Origin of the sequence: Delftia tsuruhatensis NBRC 16741 (assembly GCF_001571325.1) — a bacterium.
Classification (GTDB): domain Bacteria; phylum Pseudomonadota; class Gammaproteobacteria; order Burkholderiales; family Burkholderiaceae_C; genus Comamonas; species Comamonas tsuruhatensis.
Window position 1 is genome coordinate 75,150 of record NZ_BCTO01000022.1, and the last position, 23,028, is coordinate 98,177.

The 23,028-nt window shown below is 58.7% G+C and carries 17 protein-coding genes and 3 pseudogenes; 8 read left to right on the forward strand and 12 right to left on the reverse strand.

Annotation, left to right across the window (positions count from 1 at the left end):
- Window position 1 precedes the first annotated feature (1 nt).
- From DTS01S_RS10775 to DTS01S_RS10815, 11 genes and pseudogenes are all read right to left on the reverse strand, one after another.
- Window positions 2-514, reverse strand: a complete 513-nt coding sequence (locus DTS01S_RS10775) for a hypothetical protein (protein ID WP_003058379.1) — start codon at window positions 512-514, stop codon at window positions 2-4.
- Window positions 511-3,777, reverse strand: coding sequence for a DUF1156 domain-containing protein (locus DTS01S_RS10780; protein ID WP_061287699.1), 3,267 nt, complete (start codon window positions 3,775-3,777; stop codon window positions 511-513). The genes DTS01S_RS10775 and DTS01S_RS10780 overlap by 4 nt, the downstream gene beginning before the upstream one ends.
- A complete protein-coding gene (locus DTS01S_RS10785; protein WP_061287700.1) occupies window positions 3,778-6,399 on the reverse strand; it encodes a S8 family peptidase in 2,622 nt (873 codons plus the stop codon).
- Window positions 6,399-7,427: an AAA family ATPase gene (locus DTS01S_RS10790; RefSeq protein ID WP_061287701.1), complete on the reverse strand. Its 1,029-nt coding sequence runs from the start codon at window positions 7,425-7,427 to the stop codon at window positions 6,399-6,401. The genes DTS01S_RS10785 and DTS01S_RS10790 overlap by 1 nt, the downstream gene beginning before the upstream one ends.
- Before the next feature lie 34 nt (window positions 7,428-7,461).
- Entirely contained in the window at window positions 7,462-8,481 is a 1,020-nt protein-coding gene (locus tag DTS01S_RS10795; RefSeq protein ID WP_061287702.1) for a hypothetical protein, read from the reverse strand.
- Window positions 8,481-11,243 carry a DUF499 domain-containing protein gene (locus DTS01S_RS10800; protein ID WP_061287703.1) on the reverse strand — a complete coding sequence of 921 codons (2,763 nt, stop codon included), beginning with the start codon at window positions 11,241-11,243 and terminating at the stop codon, window positions 8,481-8,483. Before DTS01S_RS10800 ends, DTS01S_RS10795 begins: the two co-directional genes overlap by 1 nt.
- A complete protein-coding gene (locus DTS01S_RS10805; protein ID WP_437438703.1) occupies window positions 11,243-11,488 on the reverse strand; it encodes a helix-turn-helix domain-containing protein in 246 nt (81 codons plus the stop codon). Before DTS01S_RS10805 ends, DTS01S_RS10800 begins: the two co-directional genes overlap by 1 nt.
- Before the next feature lie 143 nt (window positions 11,489-11,631).
- Complete coding sequence (locus DTS01S_RS29525; RefSeq protein ID WP_074931537.1) at window positions 11,632-11,868, reverse strand: hypothetical protein; 237 nt, start codon at window positions 11,866-11,868, stop codon at window positions 11,632-11,634.
- Window positions 11,869-11,949: 81 nt separating this feature from the next.
- Window positions 11,950-12,045 (reverse strand): annotated as a pseudogene (locus tag DTS01S_RS31550) (DUF932 domain-containing protein); the annotation flags it as partial.
- Between the two features lie 18 nt (window positions 12,046-12,063).
- Window positions 12,064-13,368 (reverse strand): annotated as a pseudogene (locus DTS01S_RS10810) (IS4 family transposase); the annotation flags it as partial.
- 21 nt (window positions 13,369-13,389) lie between these two features.
- A pseudogene (locus DTS01S_RS10815) lies at window positions 13,390-14,060 on the reverse strand (DUF932 domain-containing protein); the annotation flags it as partial.
- Between the two features lie 338 nt (window positions 14,061-14,398).
- Here DTS01S_RS10815 and DTS01S_RS31155 point away from each other — a divergent pair.
- The 4 genes from DTS01S_RS31155 to DTS01S_RS31160 all read left to right on the forward strand — a co-directional run bounded on the left by DTS01S_RS31155 (window position 14,399) and on the right by DTS01S_RS31160 (window position 18,068).
- Window positions 14,399-14,605 (forward strand): hypothetical protein, encoded by a 207-nt coding sequence (locus DTS01S_RS31155; protein WP_255247314.1) that lies wholly within the window; start codon window positions 14,399-14,401, stop codon window positions 14,603-14,605.
- 18 nt (window positions 14,606-14,623) lie between these two features.
- On the forward strand, window positions 14,624-15,601 hold the full coding sequence (locus DTS01S_RS10820; protein ID WP_061287704.1) for a DUF932 domain-containing protein: 978 nt from the start codon (window positions 14,624-14,626) through the stop codon (window positions 15,599-15,601).
- Window positions 15,602-15,767: 166 nt separating this feature from the next.
- Complete coding sequence (locus tag DTS01S_RS10825; RefSeq protein WP_061287705.1) at window positions 15,768-16,796, forward strand: YqaJ viral recombinase family nuclease; 1,029 nt, start codon at window positions 15,768-15,770, stop codon at window positions 16,794-16,796.
- Between the two features lie 111 nt (window positions 16,797-16,907).
- Window positions 16,908-18,068: a recombination directionality factor gene (locus DTS01S_RS31160; protein ID WP_061287706.1), complete on the forward strand. Its 1,161-nt coding sequence runs from the start codon at window positions 16,908-16,910 to the stop codon at window positions 18,066-18,068.
- A gap of 762 nt (window positions 18,069-18,830) precedes the next feature.
- Here the strand turns inward: DTS01S_RS31160 and DTS01S_RS10835 are convergent.
- A complete protein-coding gene (locus tag DTS01S_RS10835) occupies window positions 18,831-19,094 on the reverse strand; it encodes a helix-turn-helix domain-containing protein (protein WP_061287707.1) in 264 nt (87 codons plus the stop codon).
- Here DTS01S_RS10835 and DTS01S_RS10840 point away from each other — a divergent pair.
- From DTS01S_RS10840 to DTS01S_RS10855, 4 genes are all read left to right on the forward strand, one after another.
- Window positions 19,084-19,530 carry a zinc ribbon domain-containing protein gene (locus tag DTS01S_RS10840; protein ID WP_139223776.1) on the forward strand — a complete coding sequence of 149 codons (447 nt, stop codon included), beginning with the start codon at window positions 19,084-19,086 and terminating at the stop codon, window positions 19,528-19,530. The two genes, DTS01S_RS10835 and DTS01S_RS10840, sit on opposite strands and share 11 nt — an antisense overlap.
- 236 nt (window positions 19,531-19,766) lie before the next feature.
- Window positions 19,767-20,732 carry a DUF2628 domain-containing protein gene (locus tag DTS01S_RS29535; protein WP_139223777.1) on the forward strand — a complete coding sequence of 322 codons (966 nt, stop codon included), beginning with the start codon at window positions 19,767-19,769 and terminating at the stop codon, window positions 20,730-20,732.
- Between the two features lie 135 nt (window positions 20,733-20,867).
- Entirely contained in the window at window positions 20,868-21,896 is a 1,029-nt protein-coding gene (locus tag DTS01S_RS10850; RefSeq protein WP_139223778.1) for a hypothetical protein, read from the forward strand.
- A gap of 92 nt (window positions 21,897-21,988) precedes the next feature.
- The gene (locus DTS01S_RS10855) at window positions 21,989-22,822 is read left to right on the forward strand and encodes a hypothetical protein (protein ID WP_139223779.1); all 834 of its coding nucleotides are present in this window, start codon (window positions 21,989-21,991) and stop codon (window positions 22,820-22,822) included.
- Window positions 22,823-23,028 lie beyond the last annotated feature (206 nt).

Below are 23,028 nucleotides of genomic sequence, written 5' to 3' on the forward strand. Positions count from 1 at the left end.
CTCAAGTGATCCGCAGGTGAAACAGGCCGGCCGCCTTCGCGCCCTCGCGCAGAAGGATTTCCTGCGGATACTCGTTGGCCTCACCCCACAGAAGGCGCCCAAAGTCGAGCAGTTGCCCCCGATGCGGCGCTTCGCACAGCCAGGTTACTGCGTCGGTGGATGCCTGCACGCGCAAACGGCCCTGGCCCTGCGGCAGCCAGAAGATCAAGGCTGCTTCGCCTGCGTATGCATCCTGAAATGACAGGATGGCGCGTTTGATCGTGTCGCCCAGCCAGATTTCGGCCTGATCGGGAGCCAGCAAATCAAGGCTGCCCTCCAGCCCGGCCACCACCAACGTCTGCCCGCCGTTGCTGGGCAGGTCATCCGGCCAGCCCTGCGCACCGGGGGCTGCCGCCTGCAAAAACTGCCGCAGGCTCCAAACCTCGCTCGCTGCACACACGGTGTTACGCGCTTCCTCGTCCCACAGCCAACTGGTGCCTCGCCGTTGCCATACCGTATCGAGCACCTGCCTCATTTAGCATACTCCTCATCGTCATCGAACAACGAAACCTGCAGTGGCTTGGGTGCCTGGCTGGCTTGCCAGGCTGAAAAGATCGACACCGCGCGCGAGGCCGCGTTGCGGGTGGTTTGATCCGATCCGTTCTTTTGCAACCACTCCAGCAGCGGCTTGAGTGCGATGTGCGGCTTGAAGTTTTCGTTCGTCAGCGTGTCCGAGGCATTGATGCCGCTGCCATCCACGCAGGCGCCGATCAGCACCAATGCCTGATCGAGGTCAGAAGTGAGCTTGCGCTTGTGCTTGCCTTGCCAATCGCGAGCGAAATCCAGCGGCGCGGTGCGGGTGAAGACCTTTTTCACCTCACTACACCAACCACGTTGCTCAAAGTCATCCGGCGTGGTGATGGTGCCGCGCAGAAACTTCTGCAGCTGGTCACGCTTCATCTCGGTGGCTGTGCCGAACGTGCGCAGAAATTGGCGCGTCATCGGCTCGGCGTTGACCGGCGGCGCTTCCTTGCCCTTGTCGGCGTCTTCGTCAATGAGCTGGTTAATACCCACCAGCGCATCGCGCACGGAGATGGTGCGGCCTTCATCCACATACACCTTGCCGTAGTGGCGCGAAAAGTATTCCAGCGCCTTGCCGCGCCGGATCACCTGGATGTCGGCGGCGGGCAGACCTTCCTTGGCGTGGTTCTCCAGCATGGCCTGCAACTGGCGCACATCGGCCATCACTTCCCGACGCATCCGGCCCCAGCTCACCGGCTTGGGTTCCTCGGTGCGCTTGCGGCAGACGTGGATGATGTCGTATTCGATTTTTTGTGCACCGAACTCAGCGTTATCGCCCTTGGTTTCATCGGAGCGAATTGGGTAGGTCGCTTCGAGGTAGTAGCCTGCGTCGAACAACGACTCCAGCACCGCTACCCACGGTTCGTCCTCGCTGTGGTGGAAGGTGAAAGCCAGGATGCCACTCGGCTTCAAAAGGCGATGCGCCTCGCGCCAGCACTGCGTTAGCAGCCTTTGATAGAAGCCATTGGAGTCTTCTGGCTCGCGGAAGCTATTGGCAACGGCCTCCAACGACTTCGGCGTGTATTCCGCACTAAAAATCTCCGGGTACTTACTCTTAAGCGCCAGACGCAGCCAGACATAGAAAAAGTCAGCCAGTTCGGAATACTGCAAAAGGTCGCCGAATGGCGGATCAGTGATGACTAAATCTAGGCTGCCAGTTTCAAGCTGGATTAAATCGGTGGAAGAGCCCTGATGCACTGCCACATCCAACACCGGGTCGCCCGGTTGGACCTTTTCACTTTTTCCACTCAGTTTTTCGGCTAGAACAAGATCACGACGACTCAGACTTTCGATACTGACAACTTCCCAAGGGTGGATAGCCCATTCTCGACCTTCGAGAATGCCCTCTGTGCTGGATGCCCAGTTACCACGACCCAAAGCAGGAAATACGCAGTTTTCAACTACCGTTAATTTCGGATGATAGTTGCTGTTCGAGAACATCGGCTCTGGTGTGTCTCGCTGTGGATTCCAAAAACTAAACAAACATTGGTTACGCAAATATTGCTGGAAAGCCCCCAACACATACTCGCGCACCGACCAGTCATAGTTCCCAACATTGACAATTGCCTTCAACAGCTGTGCATGCACCAAAAGCTGGCGGGGGTTGAACATGTCTGCCCACTGCTTGTATCCGTGCCCGTTGGCGATCAAATCTTTGACCATGGCACGCAGGCTTGGTGGTATATCGGATTGTGGCCAGTAGGCCTTTAGATCGTCATTCTTGCGCGCTTCCCATTCAGAAAAGCTCGCATCGTATTGCTTCGCATGCCCTACATCGAAGGCTGCGAAGAAACGACCGCTGTAAGGCTTGCCCGCTTCATCACGCAGGGGAGCGTAGCCCTGCACAGCGTAAGCACCAAAAGGCGCTGTTTTCTCTGTTGGCCGCAATGCAGCAATGATGTCTTGGGTAGTGCCACACTTTGTGCAGGTGAATTTTCCATTCCCAGCCTTATTGGCGCGGTCTGTCGGAAATGTGACCTTAGTTTCTGGGCACGTCACTTCATCCGGCAGCCTGCCGCGCACCTCCAGCAGGCGAATCTTTGCAGCGCGCGCAACATCCCAGCGCGTGGTCGCCGCCACATCGTCCTGCGCCGAGCCGCCGTAGGGCTGGCCTTCCGCATCCTGCTTGGGCGAACCCGCCAGCCATTGCGGATGCACCAGCAAGCTCAACTCGACCTTCTTGTTCTTGCCCTTGCCCAGTTTGATCTGCCCACGCGTAACCTCAATGACCAGACCATCTTTGACGCGGATGGTAGCCTCCTCCACATGGCCGCAGTGCGGGCAAATCACGCCGCGTTTTTTGTCGAGCACAGAGAACGGGTGTTCATCCGGCGCGACAACCAGCGGCGCATCCGGCGCCATCCTTGCGGCTTCCTCTTCAACGTGGAATTCGCCGCTGCATTTCCTGCATGTGTGTTCCCAGTGCTTCACGCTGATGGTCTTCACCGCCATCACCGGGCTGGTCATGATCGGCGTGCGGTGACCGCAGCCCGTCACCTGGCAAGGGCCATGCTTGGCCCAGAACGTATAGATCGCCTCCGGGCCTTCGTAGCGGTAGTCCTTGCGCTCGCTCTGCGGGATGGTCAACGGGTCGAAATCGGCAGGCATCGCCTTGTTGCTGGGCAGATGCGTCCACTTGCCTTTCTCCCCCTCCGGGCCGTCGCAGTAGTAGTACGGCATGATCTGCGGCTTGACCTCGGCCTCGATGTCGGCGAGCAGCTTCTTCACTTGTTCCAGATCGACGTTGGCCAGCTCCTGCTTGACCACGAACCACGCGACCGGATTCAGGTCGTTGCCGACCATCTGCATACCCAGGCGCGAGCCTTCCACCAGCGTGGTGCCGCCGCCCATGAAGATGTCCGCCACCTTCAGGTGCTTGAACGCGCCTTTCTTCTGGTGGTTGGCGTAGTAGTTGTCCCACACCAGTTTGGCGGCGTGCGAGGAATCTTCCGGGGCCTTGGTGGCCGCCGCGATCAGCATCGAGCGGAACACGCTGGAACGCCGCCGCGCCCACCACTTAGACATCTGGTAAATCGGCTTGCCCGCGTTGCCCTCGATCACCGCCACCTGATTGACGGCCAGAATCGGGAAGTCCACCTCTAGGCAGGTCTTGGGACGGTTGGGGTCGTTGAAATCGACTGTTTCCAGTGCGACAGGCTTTCCCGCACTGACGGCTTTGGCGACGGCTTGTTGAAGTAGTTCTTTTTTGGTGGCCATTTAAGGTGTACCCCCAACTGCACTGACAGCGACTTGTGGCTGAAGTCGGGTGCGAAGTTGTTCGTAAATTGGAATCTGGATGCCTTCTGCCACCTCTAGGGTGACAGCTAGGCCATAAGGAATGGCATCGTCGAGACGTGCCGTTGCGTCCTTTTTGCACGCGATGTGCAGCAAGATGCTGTCCCCATCCTGAAATACCGCAATTTGGTCTGCGCCTTCGAGCACCTCATGCTGCACCGTTCCGCGCAGTACCTGATTGTGATCCCCGTCTTGACGCGCAAGCTTCAGCGGCAAAGTGCCCCAGTTATTGGCTGGGGACATTTCCAGCTTTGCCTCGCGGAAATTCCGGTGGTTAGGATTGACTGCGCTGAACCATGCCAAGGTCACCACCATCCGACGCCATTCCTGGCTACTGGACAGGCCGGGCGGTAGCGGCAGGCGATATTCGTGGACTTCGTTCTCACGGATTTCGCCGCAGCCCAGCACCGTGCCGCGCTGCTCGGTACACGCCAACACGCGTTCGATCTGCACTGCACCATAGCCAAGATAGCGCGACATCACCTCTTTGAATTGACGCGAGTTATCTCGCGTTTTCAACGCGGCAGCGATGGCCTCGCAAGCGTCATCATCCTGCTTGGCGCCATGAACCAGTAGCGCCTTGATGAGTACGGAAATCAGCCCCTGCGGAATGCTGTCTTCGTGATCCCCGCGCAGCGCATCCAGCACTTCATAAATGCGTGCCGCACTGCGCGTGGCAAGGGCGGTGGCGTTGCTGGTGCCGCGTGTATGGGCGGTTTTCGACAAAGCGCCAGCCTGATTGCTGTCCCAGGCGACTTGTTGCCCCGGCGCTGCAAGCCCACCATCGGGTTGATAGACGGTTTGGCTATCCAGCACTGGCGTGCGATATAACTGCCGACCACCGGGGAACAGGATTTCCGGCTTGACTGAGCGACGGAAGCCATGCCCAAGCCGTGAGGCAGGGCTGAACAACGACGCGCCGGGCAGCAAGTCGGTACGCTGCCCTTGGTAGTAGTTTCCGCCATTGTCAGCGTGGGTCGCACCGACAGTGATGGCATTGATGGCTTCTGCCGGGGACAAGATGCGCCGTCCGGATAACTGGGCCTGAATGCACTTGAGCACATGCTCGATCTTCTTCGGGTCGGTCAAGGCCAAGTAGTCCGTTCCAGACAGTGCAATGTCTATGGCTTCGGGATAGTTCCCGGCGCTGACGCAGAAAAGCACGCGGTATTTCCACGACAGCCAATCCAGCAGTCTTGCCCAAGGGCTGGGTGTGTGAATGAACGGGCGTGAAGGGTCGCCGATAGAGAGGTTGATGACGCAAATGGTGGGAGCTTGTGCAGGCGCCGCGCCTTCGCCTTCAAACATCCGCCGAACCGCTCGCGCGATGCGATCCTCGAAGAATACCTCGTCGGGGACATGCTCGCTCCGGTTCATGGAGTGAGGGTCTGGCTGCATGATGGGCAGCACATACACCAGACGCGGCAACGGATCGGCTTGGCCGTCGGCCATTTCTCCATGCACCACCAAAGACGCCATTGCCGTGCCGTGCTTTCTGTCGCCCGGTTGGTACTGCGCGGAAAGATTGTCTGGGTCGTCCAACAGCAATCGGCCCTTCAGTGCTTGATGCTGCACATTGGGCACGCCGTCGAGAATGGCCGCGATGGGAGGAAGGTCAACGACCCCTTCGGCTATTTCCGTATCGACACCTTCACCATCTTCGGTGACGGCAAGGCTTTGCCCGGTGGGGCGGAAATACATGACGCCATGAAATTTGAAGAGCTGGATGTCAGTGTCGTGGCTCTCGGATTCCAGGTCGTTCAAAAGCTGCTGGATGCGCTCTGCGGGCAGTTCAGCCTTCACCGCGTGAAAGGCAATTTCCGGCATGTCGATGAAGCCGCCCAAAGTTTTACCGCCCGCAGCTTGCAGAAGAGTGGCGACGTTGCGTTCGCTCTGCCTGCGCCTGTCTTCTGATCTGCGGTAAAACAGCTCGATCTGAAAGCGGATCGCTTGAGCAGTGATGGGGTTCAGCAAATCCTGCCAGCGATCCAGCATGCCTGTCTCGCGCAGCGCCTCTTCAATTCCCCAACGGCGGATTTGCACGGTCTGGTTGAAGACATCGCGCCATTTTGTTTTTCCGCTTGGCAGCGTTTTGTTGTCCCGCCACTTCTCCCACAGCGAGAGAAGCTCCCGCATTCCTGCTTCGTTGCCGAGCGAGACGAACATGCGTCCTTTGACGGCCTTGTTCGTGCGCTCCCCTTTGGTGTTGCGCTCGAAAAAATCCTCATCGGGCGGAATGTCATCAATATCCCATTCGCCCATCCACTCAAGGCCAATGGCTTCGACGGCCTGCCGAAACTCATTGACGCTGCCTGCAATTTCAATCACCAAGACCGTTTCAGGCTCAAGGCCAGCCACGGAGCCGCTGACGCTGGCTTTGTAGCGCTCGAAGTCTTGTTGCAACGTGGTCAGTTGCGCATCCAAGCGCTCCACCTGCTTTCCATGTCCGGGAACATGGGGTTGGCCGATTACGATAGGCCGTCCTTTGGGCGGTGGGATGGTTCTTGCTTGCGGAAACATCAAAAGCGGAAGAGAGGTCGCCATCAGCGGTTCGTCCCCTTTTCAGTCACATCGCCAGCGGCTTTTGGATGTTTTTTTGCGGCTGGCTTCAGGCGGCCTTTCCATTGCTCCAGCTTCAGCTTGGTAATTTGTTGGGCGTTATCCGTTTTCATGTCGAGCACGGCACGACGAACGACGCCCAAGCAAAATTCTTCGGTCTCTGCAAAATTCAGCCCCAGCAGATGCTTTGCCAAAGTTTCAGGTTCGTAGCCGAATTTCACACTGCATCGCTCGCCAATGGAGGCGATGTATTGCGCCAGTTGCTCACGGGTCGGGGTTGCCAATTCAATGCGCAACTGAAAGCGCCGCCAGACCGCCTTATCCAAAAGCTCTGGATGGTTGCTGGCTGCAACGACTACCACGTAGTCAGGCATTTCATCTAGTTGCATCAGCAAGGTGCTGACGACGCGCTTTATTTCTCCCGTTTCATGGGTATCGCCGCGCTCCTTGCCAAGCGTTTCAAATTCGTCGAAGAACAGAACGCAACGCTGCGTTCTGGCGTATTCCATTACGCTCTTCAACCGACTGGAGGTTTCACCCAGATAGCTGCCAACCAAGGTTTCGTAGCGAATGACGATGAGCGGGTACATCAGCTCGAATGCCAGCGCTTCCGCCAAAGTGGTTTTTCCGTTGCCTGGCGGGCCAGCGAGCAGGACGCTGTTTCTGGCGCGCAAATTGTGGGCGTGCAGCAACTCTGCCCGATGCTGTTCCTCCACCAATTCTTGTATCTGCACCCTGATCTTTTCTGGCAATACCAAGCTTTGCAGGTTGCGCTCAGGCGTGATCTCGTAGAACAGGTCTTTGTGCGGACTGTTGCCCACGGTCTTGCCAGCCGGCGGGCGGGCGGCCTGAATGGCACTGGGCTGCAATGCCTTGGCAAGCCGCTCTGCAAGCAGCCGGTGCCCTTTCTGCGTCTCCTCCTGGATCAGCCCTTCAGCCGCTTTGCGAAAGGCAAGCTGATCCCCGCTGGTCGCGGTTTTGACCAGAGCAACTAATAAATCAGCTTGCGCCATTAGCCCATGCTCCGAAAAATGTGCTCAAACCTGCTCATTTGCTTATCTCAATCCAAGGCGACAGCACCTCCAGCAGCGAGAGGCCACCATGCGTTAACGTCGGATAGCCACCTTGACTGCGCCATTTCCTGCGGCCCAAGGCCAACAGATGCGCACCATGTGGGCTGTCGATTTGCAAGGCGACCGGCGGAACGAAGGGGCCTGCGTCGCCATTGCCTGCCTTGCTGCGTCCACTGGAAAAAGCTTGCTTGAGATGCGAGGCCACCTCACCATCGGCATCGGGGAAGTAACCGGTGGCGGCGTAGCCGTGATCTGAAGTAATGACTAAGCGCCGCCCCGTGGCGAGGCGCTCGACAAAGGCCCAGAAGTCGTCACTGGAGAGTTGCTGCGCGACATCCCTGGTCAGCAGCTCCAGACCTTGGCCCGCGCCGTAGTCGTGCAGCTTGGCGTCGGGCCAGTGATGCCAGAACACCCAGTTCTTCGCGCCCGATGCGTTGCCCACCAAGCCCTCGCAGTCCTTCCACGGCAGGTCGATCGTTTCGGTCTGCGCTGGTTGCAGCTTGTGCGCCAAACCGCCGCCGTTGGCTTGTAGCTGGCTACGGCTGGTCAGCCCCAATGCGCGGGCGAACGGGTTGGTCTCACTGGGCAGTTCGGATGCAGTAGCGGCTATTGTGTGCAGGGTGAAGCCACGCTCTTCGGCCCCCTGCAGCAGCCAAGGCATCTCGCGCAGCGAGAGGGCATCCAGAATCAGTACGGCGCGCGCGGCGCTATGGCCATAGCCGGGTTCGCTCCACCATCGCGCAAGCCGGTCTGAGGTACGTTCCACACCACTGATTTCGGTTTGACCAAAGGCCCGCCACAGATCCCAGCCGCTGGAGGCCAGGAAAAAATCGAGTTCGCCAATCTCGCGGTCTCGCTTGACCACCTCGCTGGGGGCATTGCCTTCGGCAAGCGGTTTGGAGGCAATTTCTAGCGCCCGTTCGGTAATGATGCGCCACGCTTCTCTCGGGCTGTCCTGAGTCAGGCGCTGCAATGTTTGCGCATCTAACGCCATCAGTTGCCCTCCTTTTCAAGACTCAACTCAAAAGTCATGCCATCAGGCAGCTTCTTGAGCAGTTCCTTGAGTTGCGCGCCCGTAATCTGCGTGTTTTGGCCAGCAGACACCTTGATCGAGACTTCTGCCACAGGGGTGGCCGGACCAATGCCCCAGCCTTCGAGCTTGCCGATCAGGTTGAGCGGTGAGGTTGGCGGGTAAGAGAGCGGGACGCGTGGTTTGGCGGTGCTGTTTGTGCCGCCGAAAATTCCGCCCGGCGTAGAAGCTGGTGTAGATGTCGTGCCAGGCTGCGGCTCTTGTACGCCGGGAGCCGGAGTGGTGCCACCACCAAAAATATCGCCGCCCAATCCACCATTGCCGCCAGCAGGCGGCTGCGGAGCGGGTGGCGTGGTACCGCCGGTCGCGGGCACGGCCGAGGGCTCCACCAGAAACACTTCATCAAGCTGACGCCCGGTGTAGGAGAGCTTGGGGCGTAAGCGCCGCCATGCAGTTTCCTCGTCCTCGCCCGCGTGGGTTTGAAGGTGCTCCAGATTGCGCAGGTTGATGGCGATCTTGCCGCGCGCGCACAAGCGCAGGAGGCGTTCCTTCATCGCTGTTTCCCCCAGCCAGGGGATGCAATCCTGACCCGCAGGGCGCGGCTCTTGCAGTTCACGCAGCAGCTTGCCTAGGGGGGCGTTCTCCGAGGCGGCTTCAAGAACGAGGTCTTCGAAATCTTCGGGAACAAAGAGGTCGTTGGTCAGGGTTTCTTCGATGCCCTCGGGGATTTGAGCACCTTGCTTTTTCAGGTGCTCGACACTGAACAGGGATTGCTGCGGGTTCTGGTGGTCATAGCGGTGCAGGATGGCAAACCGATCGAAGCGCTTCTTCAGGTTGTCGCGCAGCGTGCCTTCAAATTCTCTATGAAGTTTCTTGTATTCGGGGTTCTGCCCACTCCATTCCTGGGCCTTCATTTCTGCGCGGGCAAGGATGAGGAGGTCGCGGTCTTGAAAGGCGTTGGTGGAACCGGCACGGGGCAACAAGAAGCGAATGGTGTTGCGGCGCTTTTGCAGGTGGTCCTTGAGCCAGTGGCCCAGTGTCTGGTCAATTTTTTCCGGCTCTTCTGGCAGCACCAGAATGGGTAGCCGGTCATCCCAGCGCTCCGGCTGCTCGGTTTCGTCGAGCGATGTCCACGGGTCGTTCTGCCACGATTTTGGCAGGGCAATCACGCGGAAGGTTTTAGCGACCTCATCGCTGCCTCCGATGACGTAGCGCACCTGCTTGGCAAGCTGTACCTGATCGGAACCATCGGTGAACAGCTTGTCGTTGCGCGCGCAGGCCATCAGCTTGGCACGAGGGTTTTCTTCCTCGCGAAAAACCAATCGTGGGCCATCCTGATGAATGTTGAAGCTGTTTTCGACAATAGTCGCCAATTCGACCTGAAAGGCGTTGCCATCCACTGGCTTGCTGCGAGTGATGTCCATCTGCAACGTGGCCGGATCGGCCCCGGCAAGATTACCGACGGCGATGGAACGCAGCCACAGCGCGCCCAGGATTTCTTGCAGGTGTGGAGCAAGGTTGGCGTGGTCGTATACCGCCTCGGTCACCGAAATGATGTTGTGCTGCGCTTTTTCGCGCAGCGTGCGGTGGTGTTCGTTGGAAACTGAATCCAGCAGCGCTCCAATGCCCGAGGCATCGTCATCCAGGCGGAAATCAGCGGCAGTGAGCACAGGCACCGCTTCGCCCCGGCTCTTGTAGAGGTTGGCCAGGATGCGAATCATGTCACGCGTTTCTTGCGCATCTGTAGCGATCAGCACCTGTTCCTCAAGCAGGCGCAGCAAGTGCGGAGCGTAAGGCCAGGACTCCGTGAATTCACGGAGCTTGCGATCCTGCTCGGCGGGCGGCACATCCAACAGGCGGAAGTATTCAGAGACGTGTTGCGCAACCAGTGATTCGATGGTGCCATCTGCAATCTGCAGACGATTGTCGAACAGGCGATGCAATAGCATCCGTCGTCGATCCTGCTGGATACGCTCGGCGTTGCCTCCCGCCTTAAAGTCAACGGCCACCGGGTTGACGCGGTGCACCTGCTGGTAGGCATCGCTTCCGCCGTTGCGCACAGAGATCACAAGCACGAGCAAGTCGGGGCGCTCTTTGGCAATCTCCGACAGTATCTGGATGAAGTTGAAGGCCCATTGCTTCCATGGGTACTGCTTGGTATTGGTCAGGCCGTCGTACCAAGTCTGGAATTCGTCGAGAAGGAGCATCGCGGGCTGATGCTCAAGCAACTCGATGATGAGCTTGTCTGAGGGGATGTCAGTTTTGGCCGATCCCATGCCTTCCCACTTGCCTTTGATGAACTGGCCGCGAGGATGGCGCTCGAACAGCAAGTCCCACAGAAATTTATAGCGTTGACGGTGCAGGCTCTCGCCAATGACCAACATGCCATCGCGTAGTGCAATCTTGCCGATGCTGGGGTCACCCAGGGTGCTTGACCAGGAACTGAGCCATGCGCCCGTCGATGCGGCATCGTTGACTGCGTGGTAGAGCGCTGCCATCAAGTGCGACTTACCCAGGCCGCGCTCGCCGATCACGACCACCGGCCGGCCTTGGTTAGGGCCAACGGCTTTAATGCCCTTCAGCAGATCGTGGGTGGGATAGGTAATCTCCAAGAATGCCTGTGCGGCAATCTGGGTGGCGCCAGTGTTCGAGTCGTTGGAAAGCTCAATGGCCGTCCCCTTGAGGCGCTTGCCCCGAAACTCATCCCGTAGAGTCAATCCAAGCATTAGTTTTCTTCCTCTTTACGCGATTTTTCTCGGATACCGTCCTTGGACTGGCCGGCTGACTGCTGCTTGATCCAGTGCTCGATGTCCGCACGCAGGAATCTCCAAGTCCCACCAACTTTGAATGCGGGAATTTTTCCTTCTGCCGCCAAGCGGTAAACCGTGCGCTTGCCCGCCTTTAAATAGACGGCCATTTCTTCAATGGTAAGAATTTCATCGCTATCGGTCGGCATGGCGTTGTGGCCCAACAAAACAGTTCATGGTTTGGCGAATTTTAGTCTAATTTGGTAGAAAACGGCAAACTTGGCAAGTTTTCAATGTTGTTCATCGCTTTGAAATTTTTCGTGCGTCTCTGCTTTGCGGACCACGCTGCGCCAGGTTCGTTGTTCGCTCATCCCTTGACGGGACTGGCATTCGCCAGCCTTCCACATCCCTGACGCCTACGGCCCGGCTTCCTGATCCGGGCCTGCGCGCTTGCGTTTTCGTGCGGTTTGCACAGCGAGGCGGCCGCTGCCATCAGCCGCGACAGCGGCACCAGAGTCAGGCTATTGGTCGGGTCGGCGGCTTCCATCGGGATAGCGGCAGCGGTATTGATGCCGCGGGTTTCGGTTTGGGTAACGGCGTTCATGGTGATAACTCCTATCGGTTCAGGGATGTAGGAGCGAAGAAAGCGGCTAGGGCTGCTGCCTGACCCCTGCCGCGTGGGGATTCAGGCTTTCAACTGGCGCGGGCCATCGGCCAGCAGCCACAAGGCGCGATTGAGGCGAAGATCGGAATCAATGCCCTGCACCGGGCGGGTCTGTTGCATCCCATTACACACAACTCACACCGCCATGCGAGCAAACCTCAGGCCCTGAACGAAGACCGCCACATCGCGCATGCCCAGCCACAGCGTCCTGGCCCCGGGCTCGCCGTCACCCTTGCGCCCCAGGAAACCTCCCAACTGCGCAACCAGGCGCACCACCGTGTTCAAGGCCGGGATCTCCCCAGGTGGCTTTTTCTTGTTCAGCACGTACGCCGCCTGCCACTCGTCTTTCTCGAACAGCAGGTCTGCGGGCAAATCCGGCATTGCGCGCCCCAGCCGCATCAGCCGGTTGATCCTCCAGGCCACCACCAGGTACAGAGCCAGTGCCGTCTCGATGCGCTCGACGTCGCCCAACTGCAGCGCCTCTATCCTGCAGCTCTCCTTGAGGATCAGAAAGTACAGCTCGATCTCCCAGCGCGCCCGGTACCAATCAATCAGCTCCACTGCCTGCTTCAGGGTATCGACGGGCCGGTTGCTCAGCAGCCGCCAGACCACGGGCTTGGCGCCTTTGGGCGCATCGATCTCCTCGGCCAATACGCAGCTCACCGCCAGGCGGCCTTTGGCACCATCACTGAGCTCAATGCGCTCGGCTCGGATGCGCTGGATCACGCGCCGGGCCTGGCGTCCTCGCCCGGCAGGCAGATCAAAGCCCACCTGCCCCAGCACCGGCGCCTGGCCCAGCCGCGCCCACAGCTTGCCGCCCTCTGGCAGGGCCCGGTTGTGCTGGCAGCGCACAAGATAGTCGGCCGCATGCTCCCACTGCCGGGCCTTGAGCAGCAGCGCCAGGATGTCGGCCTCCCGGTCGGCCACATAGACCTGGCGCACTTCGGGCAACTCCCGCGCGCGCTCGGCCACCCGCTCGTAGCCGTCGAGCCAGCGCAGGCTTTCCTTGATACCTGCGCGCGAACCATCTGCGCCTCTGGGCTCGCGCGCCCACATCCAGGCGTCCATCACGCCCAGGGGCTCGCGATCCGGGGTAATGGCATAGGTGGGGTGCAGGTACATGCCCCGCTGGGCTTCGTAGCTCAGCGGCCCCAGTCCCTGGCTGCCTCGGCCGTTGAAGTCCAGTTCCGTGGTGTCCTGGATGTTGAGCACCACCGCGTGGCCCCGCATGCGCTGCACGCTGCAGTCCCAATGCGGCTGCAGCACGGCCTGCCAATCGGTGCGCGGGTTGCTCAGGAACCGGTAGGCTGCCTGCGTCTCGGCCCAGCCGCTGCAGGCGTTGGGGATGCTCTCGGTGGGCTTGGCTGCCAGCCGCTGAGCCAGCAGTACTGCTCGGGCATTCAGGCGCTCATCGCCCAGATCCAGTGTCTTGAATTCTTCCTGCGATCAACTCATGAACCTCTATCCTTCTGCTTGCTTCCCGGAGGAGGGCCTATTGGACATCAGTCGGGAGATGTGTGTAATGGGATGGGTCTGTTGGTGGCGTCCATTGGCGCTGCGCCCATGCAAACCACCTTTGGTCAGGTTCTCTTGGGTGCGGTTGAAAACGCTCCACAAGCCCGGCCGGCGGTCTTCGAAACGGCGCGGCATCAGGATTTGCGATTCGGTGATGGGCGCGGGCTTTCCGGGTCGTCGTACTTGAGCGACAGCGCTGCGCGGGCGAACACCTCGGCCTCGCCTTCGTCCTGCGTGATGGCCTGCATGGATTCGCGGGATTCCAGTGCACGGTCAAAACCGTTCAGCACCTGATAAGCACCCTCGAACACTTTTCCGGCCACGTCGCCCTTATGTGGCACGCGCACATCGGCCACGGTGTCGCCGCAGACAAGTCCATTGCTGCACACGAAGCGAAACATTCCGGCCGGCATCTGGTAGCTGCTGGTGCCATCGTGCGAGTTCAGCAGGATGATTTCGTTGGCCTCGCCTCGGGCGCTGATCTGGCTGGCGTGGCGCAGCCGGATCATGTGCTTGGTGTAGTCGCGGCGGTCTTCGTGGCGGGTGCGGGTCTGCGTCACCATGAAGGGCTGAAACCCGTCCTTGCGCAGTTCGGTCAGCACCGTGGCAGCGGGGATGCCCGGCGTCATCGCCTTCACGGCGGTCTACCGAGCGAGCGGTTTAGTCCACCAACCTGAAGCAGTAGTTCATCCCCAAGATCCCAGTTCTTTTCAGTCATATATTCCTGATGTGATGCGGGAGCGGTTTGCTTTCTAGCGACTCGTTCCGCATTGATTTCTCTCTTCAACCCGCGCCCTTGGCTTCGTGACAAGGGCGTTTTTTTACGTCAGGAGCATTTATGTCTATCCAGTGTCCCCATTGCCATTCTCTGAATGTTCGTGCCAAGGGTGTCGCCAAACAGGTGGGTCAGCGAGTTGGCTCAGCTGCAGGAACTGCCACCGGTATCGCAGGAGCCATGCAAGGTGCAACTACCGGCGCAAGCGTCGGTCTAGCTGCTGGCCCCGTCGGCAGTGTTCTCGGCTCCTTGCTCGGAGCCATCATCGGTGGCGTTTTAGGCGGTACCGTTGGCCACGAAGTCGGAGGCCGTATTGGCGAGCAGATCGACCAGACCTATCTCGACAACCACGAATGTCTGAACTGCGGCCATTCCTTTCAAGCTTGATTCAAGGAGATATTTACTATGTCCCATCTTGTCGAAACCATGGCCTACACCGGCCAAACCCCGTGGCACCAACTGGGCCGCGCGCTACCCAAGAAGCAATCCATTGATGTTTGGGCGCAAGCCGCTGGCATGCAGTGGAAGATCCAGGAAACACCCGTGCGATATATGGCAACCGGTGATGCCGACGCCTTGTACGGCGAAGCCCTGGAGTTCCCCGAGCAAAAGGTGCTCTACCGCAGTGACACCCATGCAGCCCTGTCCGTCGTCAGCCAGCGCTACAAAGTGGTGCAGCCTCAGGAAGTGCTGGAGTTCTACCGGGATCTGTCCGAAGTTGCAGGCTTTGAGCTGGAAACCGCAGGCGTGCTCAAGGCAGGCCGGCGCTTTTGGGCATTGGCCCGCACTGGTAAATCTGCTTGTCTCAAAGGCAACGACGTAGTGCACAGCTATCTGCTGCTGGCCACCTCGTGTGACGGAACCCTCGCCACCATGGCGATTCCGACTTCTGTTCGGGTGGTCTGCAACAACACCCTGGCCATGGCATTGCAGGGCGCCAGTGCTGGATCCATTAAGGTGCCGCATTCGACTCTGTTCAACGCCCAGGGCGTTAAACGGCAGTTGGGTATTGCCGTTGGCCAATGGGACAGCTTCATGTACCGCATGAAGACCCTGGCAGAGCGCAAGGTCAAGACCCACGAGGCCATGAACTACTTCCTTAAAGTGATCTGCCAGACAGACCAGCAGGGAGAGGGTGCATCAGGCCTTGCCAACGAACGTGCTCTCAAGAAGGTCCAAACCCTGTTCGAAGGCCATGGTCGTGGCGCAGAACTATTGGCAGCCAAAGACACCGCTTGGGGCCTACTCAGTGCCGTGACTGAATTCGTCGATCATGAAAAACAAGCCCGCAGCCAGGACAACCGCCTGGACAGTGCCTGGTTCGGCCAAGGCGCTGCCCTCAAGCAACGGGCCTTGGAACACGCCTTGCAATTGGTCGCGTGAATGCAAACCGCAGGAGAGAGATGGTCCAACAGCATGTGCTCACCACCATCAGCTTCTCCAACCACCAACCACCAACCACCCCAACCATCAACCTCTCAGCCAAAGCCCTCGCCATTGCGGTGAGGGCTTTGTACTTTGTGGAGGCATGGATTCTTCAGGAGGCACCATGCCCGTCACTGTTTCAACACCCGCAGCGCAAGATGCTGCAGTTTTTCCACCCCGTCAACGTCCCGCCTTGCGCCTGGTTTCCACCAAAGACATGCCGCGCGAAACCTGGCTCGATGTCCGCCGCCAAGGCATTGGCAGCTCCGATGCGGCCGCAGCCGTGGGCCTCAATCCTTACCAGTCCCAGCTGGAGCTGTGGATGCATAAAACAGGCAAGGGAGCTCTCTTGCCTGCCGCAGATCCCAACGATGAAACCAGTCCCATGTACTGGGGCACCTTGCTTGAACCCATCGTAGCGGCCCATTACACCAAGCGCACCGGCAACCGCGTGCGCCGTGTCAATGCCGTGTTGGGCCATCCCCAGATCCCCTGGATGCTGGCCAATATCGACCGGGAGGTGGTGGGTGCGTCCGATGTGCAGATTCTGGAATGCAAAACGGCTGGCATCAACGGCGCCAAACTGTGGAAGGAGGGCGTTCCGGAATACATCCAGCTGCAGGTCATGCACCAATTGGCAGTGACAGGCAAGCAAGCAGCCGATGTGGCCGTACTGATCTGCGGTCAGGAATTGCAGATTCATCGCATCGAGCGTGACGAGACCATGATCACCCAGTTGATTGCCTTGGAGGCGCAATTCTGGGAATGGGTCAAGACAGAGCAGGAGCCGCCAGCCGAAGCCTCAGAAAGCGCTGCCACCGCATTGCGGTGCCTGTATACCCAAGACACCGGGGAAGAGATCGATTTGTCTGAAGACGAAGCGGCCTCCAGTGCCTTCACCCAGCTCCAGCAAATCCGTTGCCATCTCCAGGACTGCGAAACCAAGGAGGCCCTGCTCAAACATCAGATCCAGCAGCGCATGGGCAATGCCAGCTTTGCCCGGTTTGCAGGTGGAGCAGTGAGCTGGAAGCGCAGCAAGGACAGCCAGGTATTCCATGCAGCTTTGCTGCAGAAAGAACACCCCGAGATCGCCCAAGCCTACTTGGGCACCAAACCGGGCTCGCGCCGTTTTCTGCTCCATGCCGAGCACTGAGCGCTGCGCAAAACCAAGCAAGCAATTTACCAACCAACTAACCCCCAACGCATAGACCCCGTCCGCCACACCAGGCAGACGGGGTCTTTGCATTTATGAATGGAGAAACCCATGATCAAAGGACTGATGATGACCCCGCCCGTGGTGGGCCGGATATCGATTGGCCGCGTCGTAGAGCGCAATGGCATGCGCTTGCCCGAGAAAGACGACGAATTCACCATCACCACCCAGGTACAGAGTCGCAATGGCTGGATGCTGCATCCGCTTGATGGCATCTTGCGCGCAGAAGAGCTTGAGCGGGCGCAGGTGAGCACTGGCGTGGAGGTCACCGAGTTGCATGAGATCCCTCCGGAGTTTGCTGATCACTTCATTGGAGCGCATCAGCAGCATCCTGAAGAACAGGCACTGCCGCAATTCAGGCCATCCCCCCAACCCAGCCTGAGAGACAAGCTCTCACAGCGAGCAATGGGCAACCGCGGATCGACGGTGAACCAGGGTACAGGCTTGGAGCAACACCCACCCAGCAAACCAGTAACCCGCGCCACCACCAACCCCAAGCTGCGCCGCATCCCCGTACGTCTGCTCTTTAACGACCCGGCGCTGAACCTGCGGGCCAACTACACCTTGTTTGAACGGGCCACCGCCCGGCCCCTGTGTGTGGGAGACGGCCAAAGCTGTAAACGGGTCACAGAGATGGGTATCAAACAGTTGCCCTGTGCCGGCCCCGATCTGTGTCCATTGGCCCAGGAAAGCGGGTGCAAACCGTTTGGCCGCTTCCATATGCGGATTGAACATGCGGGCAATTCAGCGGACGCCTTGAGTACCTTTGTGCTGCGCACCACAGGCATCAACACCTTGCGCACGCTCCTGGCGCGTATGCAGTACCTGCAAGCCGTCTCGGGAGGGCTGCTGGCCTATCTGCCCTTGGAGATCCGCCTGCGCGGTAAATCCACTGCACAGTCCCGCCGCACCCCGATTTACTATGTGGATCTGGGCGTGCGCGAGCCACTGTCCCTGGAGGCCGCCATCAACCACGCAGCACAGGTAGCCGAGCAGGCCAAGCGCAGTGGCTATGACCAAAAGGGGCTGGAGCAGGCTGCCAGAGAGGGCTATGCCTTGGGCTTGTTTGAAGAGCTGGAAGGGGAGGCCGTGGAGATCATGCAGGAGTTCTATCCACCCGGTGACTCCCAGGGCCATGGCGTTCGCCATGACAGACCTGCTGGACACAAGCGCCAGAACTACCCGTTGGTTCGGGAGCTATCCCATGACTAGGGCAGCAGGGCAGGGGCTCGTGCATCAATACATGCGCGGTATCCGCTTTGATGGGCTGTGGCAGTACCAAGTCGCCACGCCATCCGGGCGCAAACGCTGGAAACTGCTGCCCCTGGATGCGGGTGGAGCCCAAGCCGCGGATCCCGATGGCCTGGGGTGGTGCTTGACGAGATGCGCCGCAGCCATGGCGCAGCGACCTATGCCAGAAGATCCAGACCACACCCGGATTCCCACCAGCTCAGACAGTGCTACTGAATGGGAAGCGCTGTTTCCGGAGAGCGAGATCGGGCGCTTCATCGGGACAGACAAGACCTCCATGGCGTGCCTGGCTGCGGTAATGGAGCGAGGCGGATGCGCACTGCTGAAGTTGGCGCTGCGCCGCAGACCGCTTCATAGTGGGAAGGATGCAGCATCTTGGGTATGGGTCGTGGGCGTGGAGTTGCAGAGCTGGTCTTCTGGGCCACACGGGAATTGCTCCCCCGCGAAACCCAAGGTCAGGGCCGCCTTGGTCGTGAGCCAGACGTTGTCTGCGCCCTGGGCCAGCGGGTTTGGGGCACGAGTGTCCTGGGAGGAGGCTGGTCCATGTGTTCTGAGCTCTGTGGATGGCCTGCGACTACAAGGGCGTTGTGTGGCGGTCGTGACGATTACGCCAAAACGCAGGCCAGTAGCTGAATGAAAGAGGAGAAAGAATGAACCCGGCGAAGGCTGGGTTCATCTTTTAGAGCTTCTTTTTTTGCTGAAATGCACATTGGCAGGCTGTTGCTACCGGTGGGTCTCGGGTGGCTTGATCAGCACCCAGGCCTTCACATCCAGTGCCTGTGCGATGCGCTCGATGTTAGCCAGCGACACATTCCACCGCGAGCGCTCTACAGCTGACACGTAAGTTCTGTCTAACTCGCACTCCAGCGCCAGACGCTCCTGCGACCAACCTTTCTCGACACGTTTGAGACGCACCCAGTAGGCCAAGACATCGCGCAGGTTGTCCGGATCGGGAAGATGAGTGGGAGGCTTGGGTTTGGCAGACACCCTCCAAGCATCCGTTTCTGATACATTTACATCTACGGAGTTTGCTTCACATATGGATGCAGGAAAAAAAACCAATCTGGCATCAGCCCAGCATCTGCCTGTACTGAATACCAAAAAAAGGAGTGCACGCATGCGCTTAGAGCGTCTGTTGCCTGGGGTGTTGATGCCCAACATCGCCATGGCTGGTGGAGGAGGGGGCGGAATCGTCCTAGGCTTGATCATCTTCTTGCCCATCCTGGTATGGGGCTTTATCAAGCTCTGGAAGTTCTGGTTCCAGATGATCTTTGGAGGCCTGGGTCGTGCGCAGCCGCAGCAAGGCGTTCCACACGCCATCGCCCAGCCCATGACACAAGCCACCAAAGACTGTCCCTACTGCGCAGAACCTATCCTGGCAAAGGCCAGGAAGTGCAAGCACTGCGGCTCTGATTTGAGCTGAATCATGGATGAGGGCATTGATCTGATGGAGCAACCGGCATTTGCCTCTCGTCTTCCATCTGCCAGTCCTTGCGTCCCAGCTTCATTGCCAGTCTCGTCACTGGCGCATTTCCACTGAACCACCCCTGACAGGCCGCTGAGCGGACGCACTGCTTGCTTCAGTCTTGGCCATGGTACGTTCTGATTTGATGAGTTTGCTTCACTTGTAGGGCTGTAGAGGTGAGACCGCTGTGGGTTATGTCCATCTACAGCACCACCAATAACGACAAGAGGAACAGTCACACCATGCAAGAAAAATACAACGTTGTCCTGAGCGGGAAGCACCCTGCAGCAGATACACACCAAGTGGCGCAAAAGCTCGCGACCCTGTTCAAGTGCACGCCCGAGCAGGCAGGACGCCTGCTGTCGCAAGCATCCTGTGTGGTCAAGAAGGATGTGACAGCAGACGCTGCTGACAAGTACAAGCGGGCCATTGAGAGCACGGGCGCCCAATGCATCATCCAGTTAGCTCCTCAGGAAGCACCGTTGGATTTTGATGTAGTACCTGTTCTCTCGGCTGTTTCTGTATCTCCATCGCCGTCCGTCTTTGTCGGTGAAGTTGGAATGCAAGTCTCTTCTGGAGTTGCTGCTGACGCCATACAAGCGCCCGCAACGGTATCCACTCCTGCATCGGCACCTATTGCACCTCCCGCAGTCACCCCTGCGCCGGCAATGCAACCGCGATCTGCTCCAGCTTCATCCTTGCTTCGCCAAGAGGCCATCCAGATCTTTGTTGGCAAGAACCATGACTACTTCGAGCGCAAGTGGAAGGAGGCGGCGCAGCGCAAGCACCAGTTGTCCTGGAACTGGGCTGCCTTTCTGGTCGGCTTTGGTTGGATGGGGTATCGCAAGATGTACCTCTATTCCTGGATCTTCATCGGCGTAGTGGCTGCTGAACTGATTGCAGAACTTGCCATTGGCATTCCCAGCTCCATTACGAGCAGCATCAACCTCGGCATTGCGATCGGCTTTGGTCTCAAGGGCAATGCCTGGTACCTGCAGCATGTGAATCAGCGGGTGGACCAGATACTGGCAACCCACGCACCAGAGCAGGCCCGCATCGAACTGGCCCGGCAGGGTAACACCAACATCGGTGCTGCAGTCGGCTTTGTGGCCGCGCTGCTTGTCTTGCTCGGAATGATCGGCGTCATTGCGGAAGGTTGACCCCCTTGATCCAGTAAACCGCCCTGGTGGATCGGATCAACCGGTGCGATTGCCATGGTTCCCCGATTCCGATTTTCCGCGGTGCGTTAGATCGCCGGGCTCCTTTGACCACCAATATCCATCTCTGACTTCCCTATGAAACTGACAACATGCGGCGCGCTGCTCATGGCGGTGGCTCTGGCGGGATGCACGGACCGTGCACGAGATCGCGTCTCCTCCTTGGTCGAGCGGGCCCAATCGGTATTTGGCTCCAAGGACACCAAAGAGCCAGCGCCAGCGACGCCGGACTTGCTCACCCAACTGATCTCCTGGGATGCCATCGGCATGAATCTGGCCTATGTACAGCAAAGGGCGGGGCCCACCATTCGGCCCGAAGACCACCGGCATCACTACATGGTCCAAGGCTGCCAACTGGTGCTGACGAGTGATGGGCAGGACAGAGCCATACGCTCGGTCCAGGTGGCACTCAGGCCAGAGTGCAATGTGGATGTTGGTGGGTTGCTGGGCATGCCACAGCGGCAACCACTCAAGGCGCTGAGCTTTGGGGCCTTTGATGAAGCCATGGGCTCAGGGCAGTACCTGGCAGACTGTCTTCGGGACTGCGGCAATGCCTATGTTCCCAGTGTCTACCTGGTAGCACAAGGGAGCAGGGCATTGCAGTTCAGGCAAGTAATGCTCACAGCAGAACTGGCAGCAGATCCCGTCATTGAGGCGGCAGGGCAGTGGGCTGACGCCATGGTGGCCAAGGAATCCGAAGACTGGGTGGTGAGAGATCTGGGGTTCAATTGCCAGCCTCAGAAATACCGGGATGTGGCAGCGCAGGCGCTGCACACTGTCAAACCCGAGTTCTTCAGCTTTGGGGATGAGTTGGAGTTCCCCAAGTGTCCAACGGCAGAGGCGGCATCAAATGATGAACCGAAGGCAGGAGCATTGGCTGCCCCCACCGGCATGGTCATGGTCCCGCAGCCAGCAGGACAGTGTGACATGGACTACGACAAGCGGCTACGCGGTGCAGGTCTAAAAGCGAACGAGGTCTCCATCCATGGTCCTGAAGACGAAGACTTCAAGGGCTATGGATGTGCCTACCGCATCGTGCCTGCGCCAGGCAATGCGGTACCGCCAGGATCGACGGTGACCTATCGCAGTGCATGGGAGGCTGGGTGAGCCTCATCCATGCCTGTTATCCCTCTTGGACGTCTCTCTATGGCTTCTCTTCATGGGCTGCGGTAGCAGCCTCGTTCACCTCTCACACACCTATGAAAAATCTCTCCCTCGTTGTGGCTTGCTCCGCCATCGCTCTTTCTGCTTGCAGCAAGAGTCCCGTTGACATCGTCAAGTCCAGTTATATCGATGATGCTCGTACCACGACAGTCGCCAACGGTCTGAGCAAGCGTCCACTGTGCAAAAGCACCCATTGGGATAGCTTCAAGGACGACAAAGGTCGTGCGGTCGTGCAGTACAAGTGCGCCATCGTAGATGGCGATGATTTCTTGAAGGATAGGAGAGATGATTACTTGGAACGCGCAATCAAAGATGCGGAGATTGCAGTGACGAGCGCTGTGGGGACGCGTGACAGCATCTTGCAAATGATTGAGGAGGACTACCCCGATTCCCGGAGAAGCATTGAGCGTTTGCAAAGCGGGATCGAGAGGGTTCAGGCACTGCCTACACAGGGATTGACTGAGAAGGAACAAATAAATGGCCGATTGTTCCAGATACAGGAAATCGAACGGGTTCTGGGCGAGAGGAGACGCGATGCTCAGCGCGAGCTGGAATCATCGGAGCGAGCAATCGTGACTGCCAAGGAGAGGAACAATCCCGAGATGCTCAGAAAAGAGGCCCTCGCACGGCACCCCGTTCACAAGGATGCCGCAGAGGTTTTTCAATGGATCGTGAATGGGGAAGGGCGGGCAGTTCTCACCTATGGCGAGATCCAGGCCGTGGGTACCAATGGTCAGGAGCAGACGCTGATGAAATACAACCAACCGGGGGCGATGCTCAATCTAGCGACCCAGGCGCAGGAGAGCAAAATCCTGGACTATATGCGCGGGATCGGGCTGGCTTCTTTTACGGGTGCATTGGGGAGGTAATTCTTGTCGAAACCGAGGGGTAGCTGGCGAGCGTTTTGCCAAGTCAAATCTCCCAGTCGATGCTTATGTCCTATGGCCCAAATCCCTTCGTCTCCTTTTAACAATTGCCGCAACGCCTTGAGCTTCTTCCACATGCTGCGGTAGTTCCCATGGTTGAAACGACCTTGTTGTTCAAGAAAAATCTTGCAATTGGCCTCTGCAAAGAC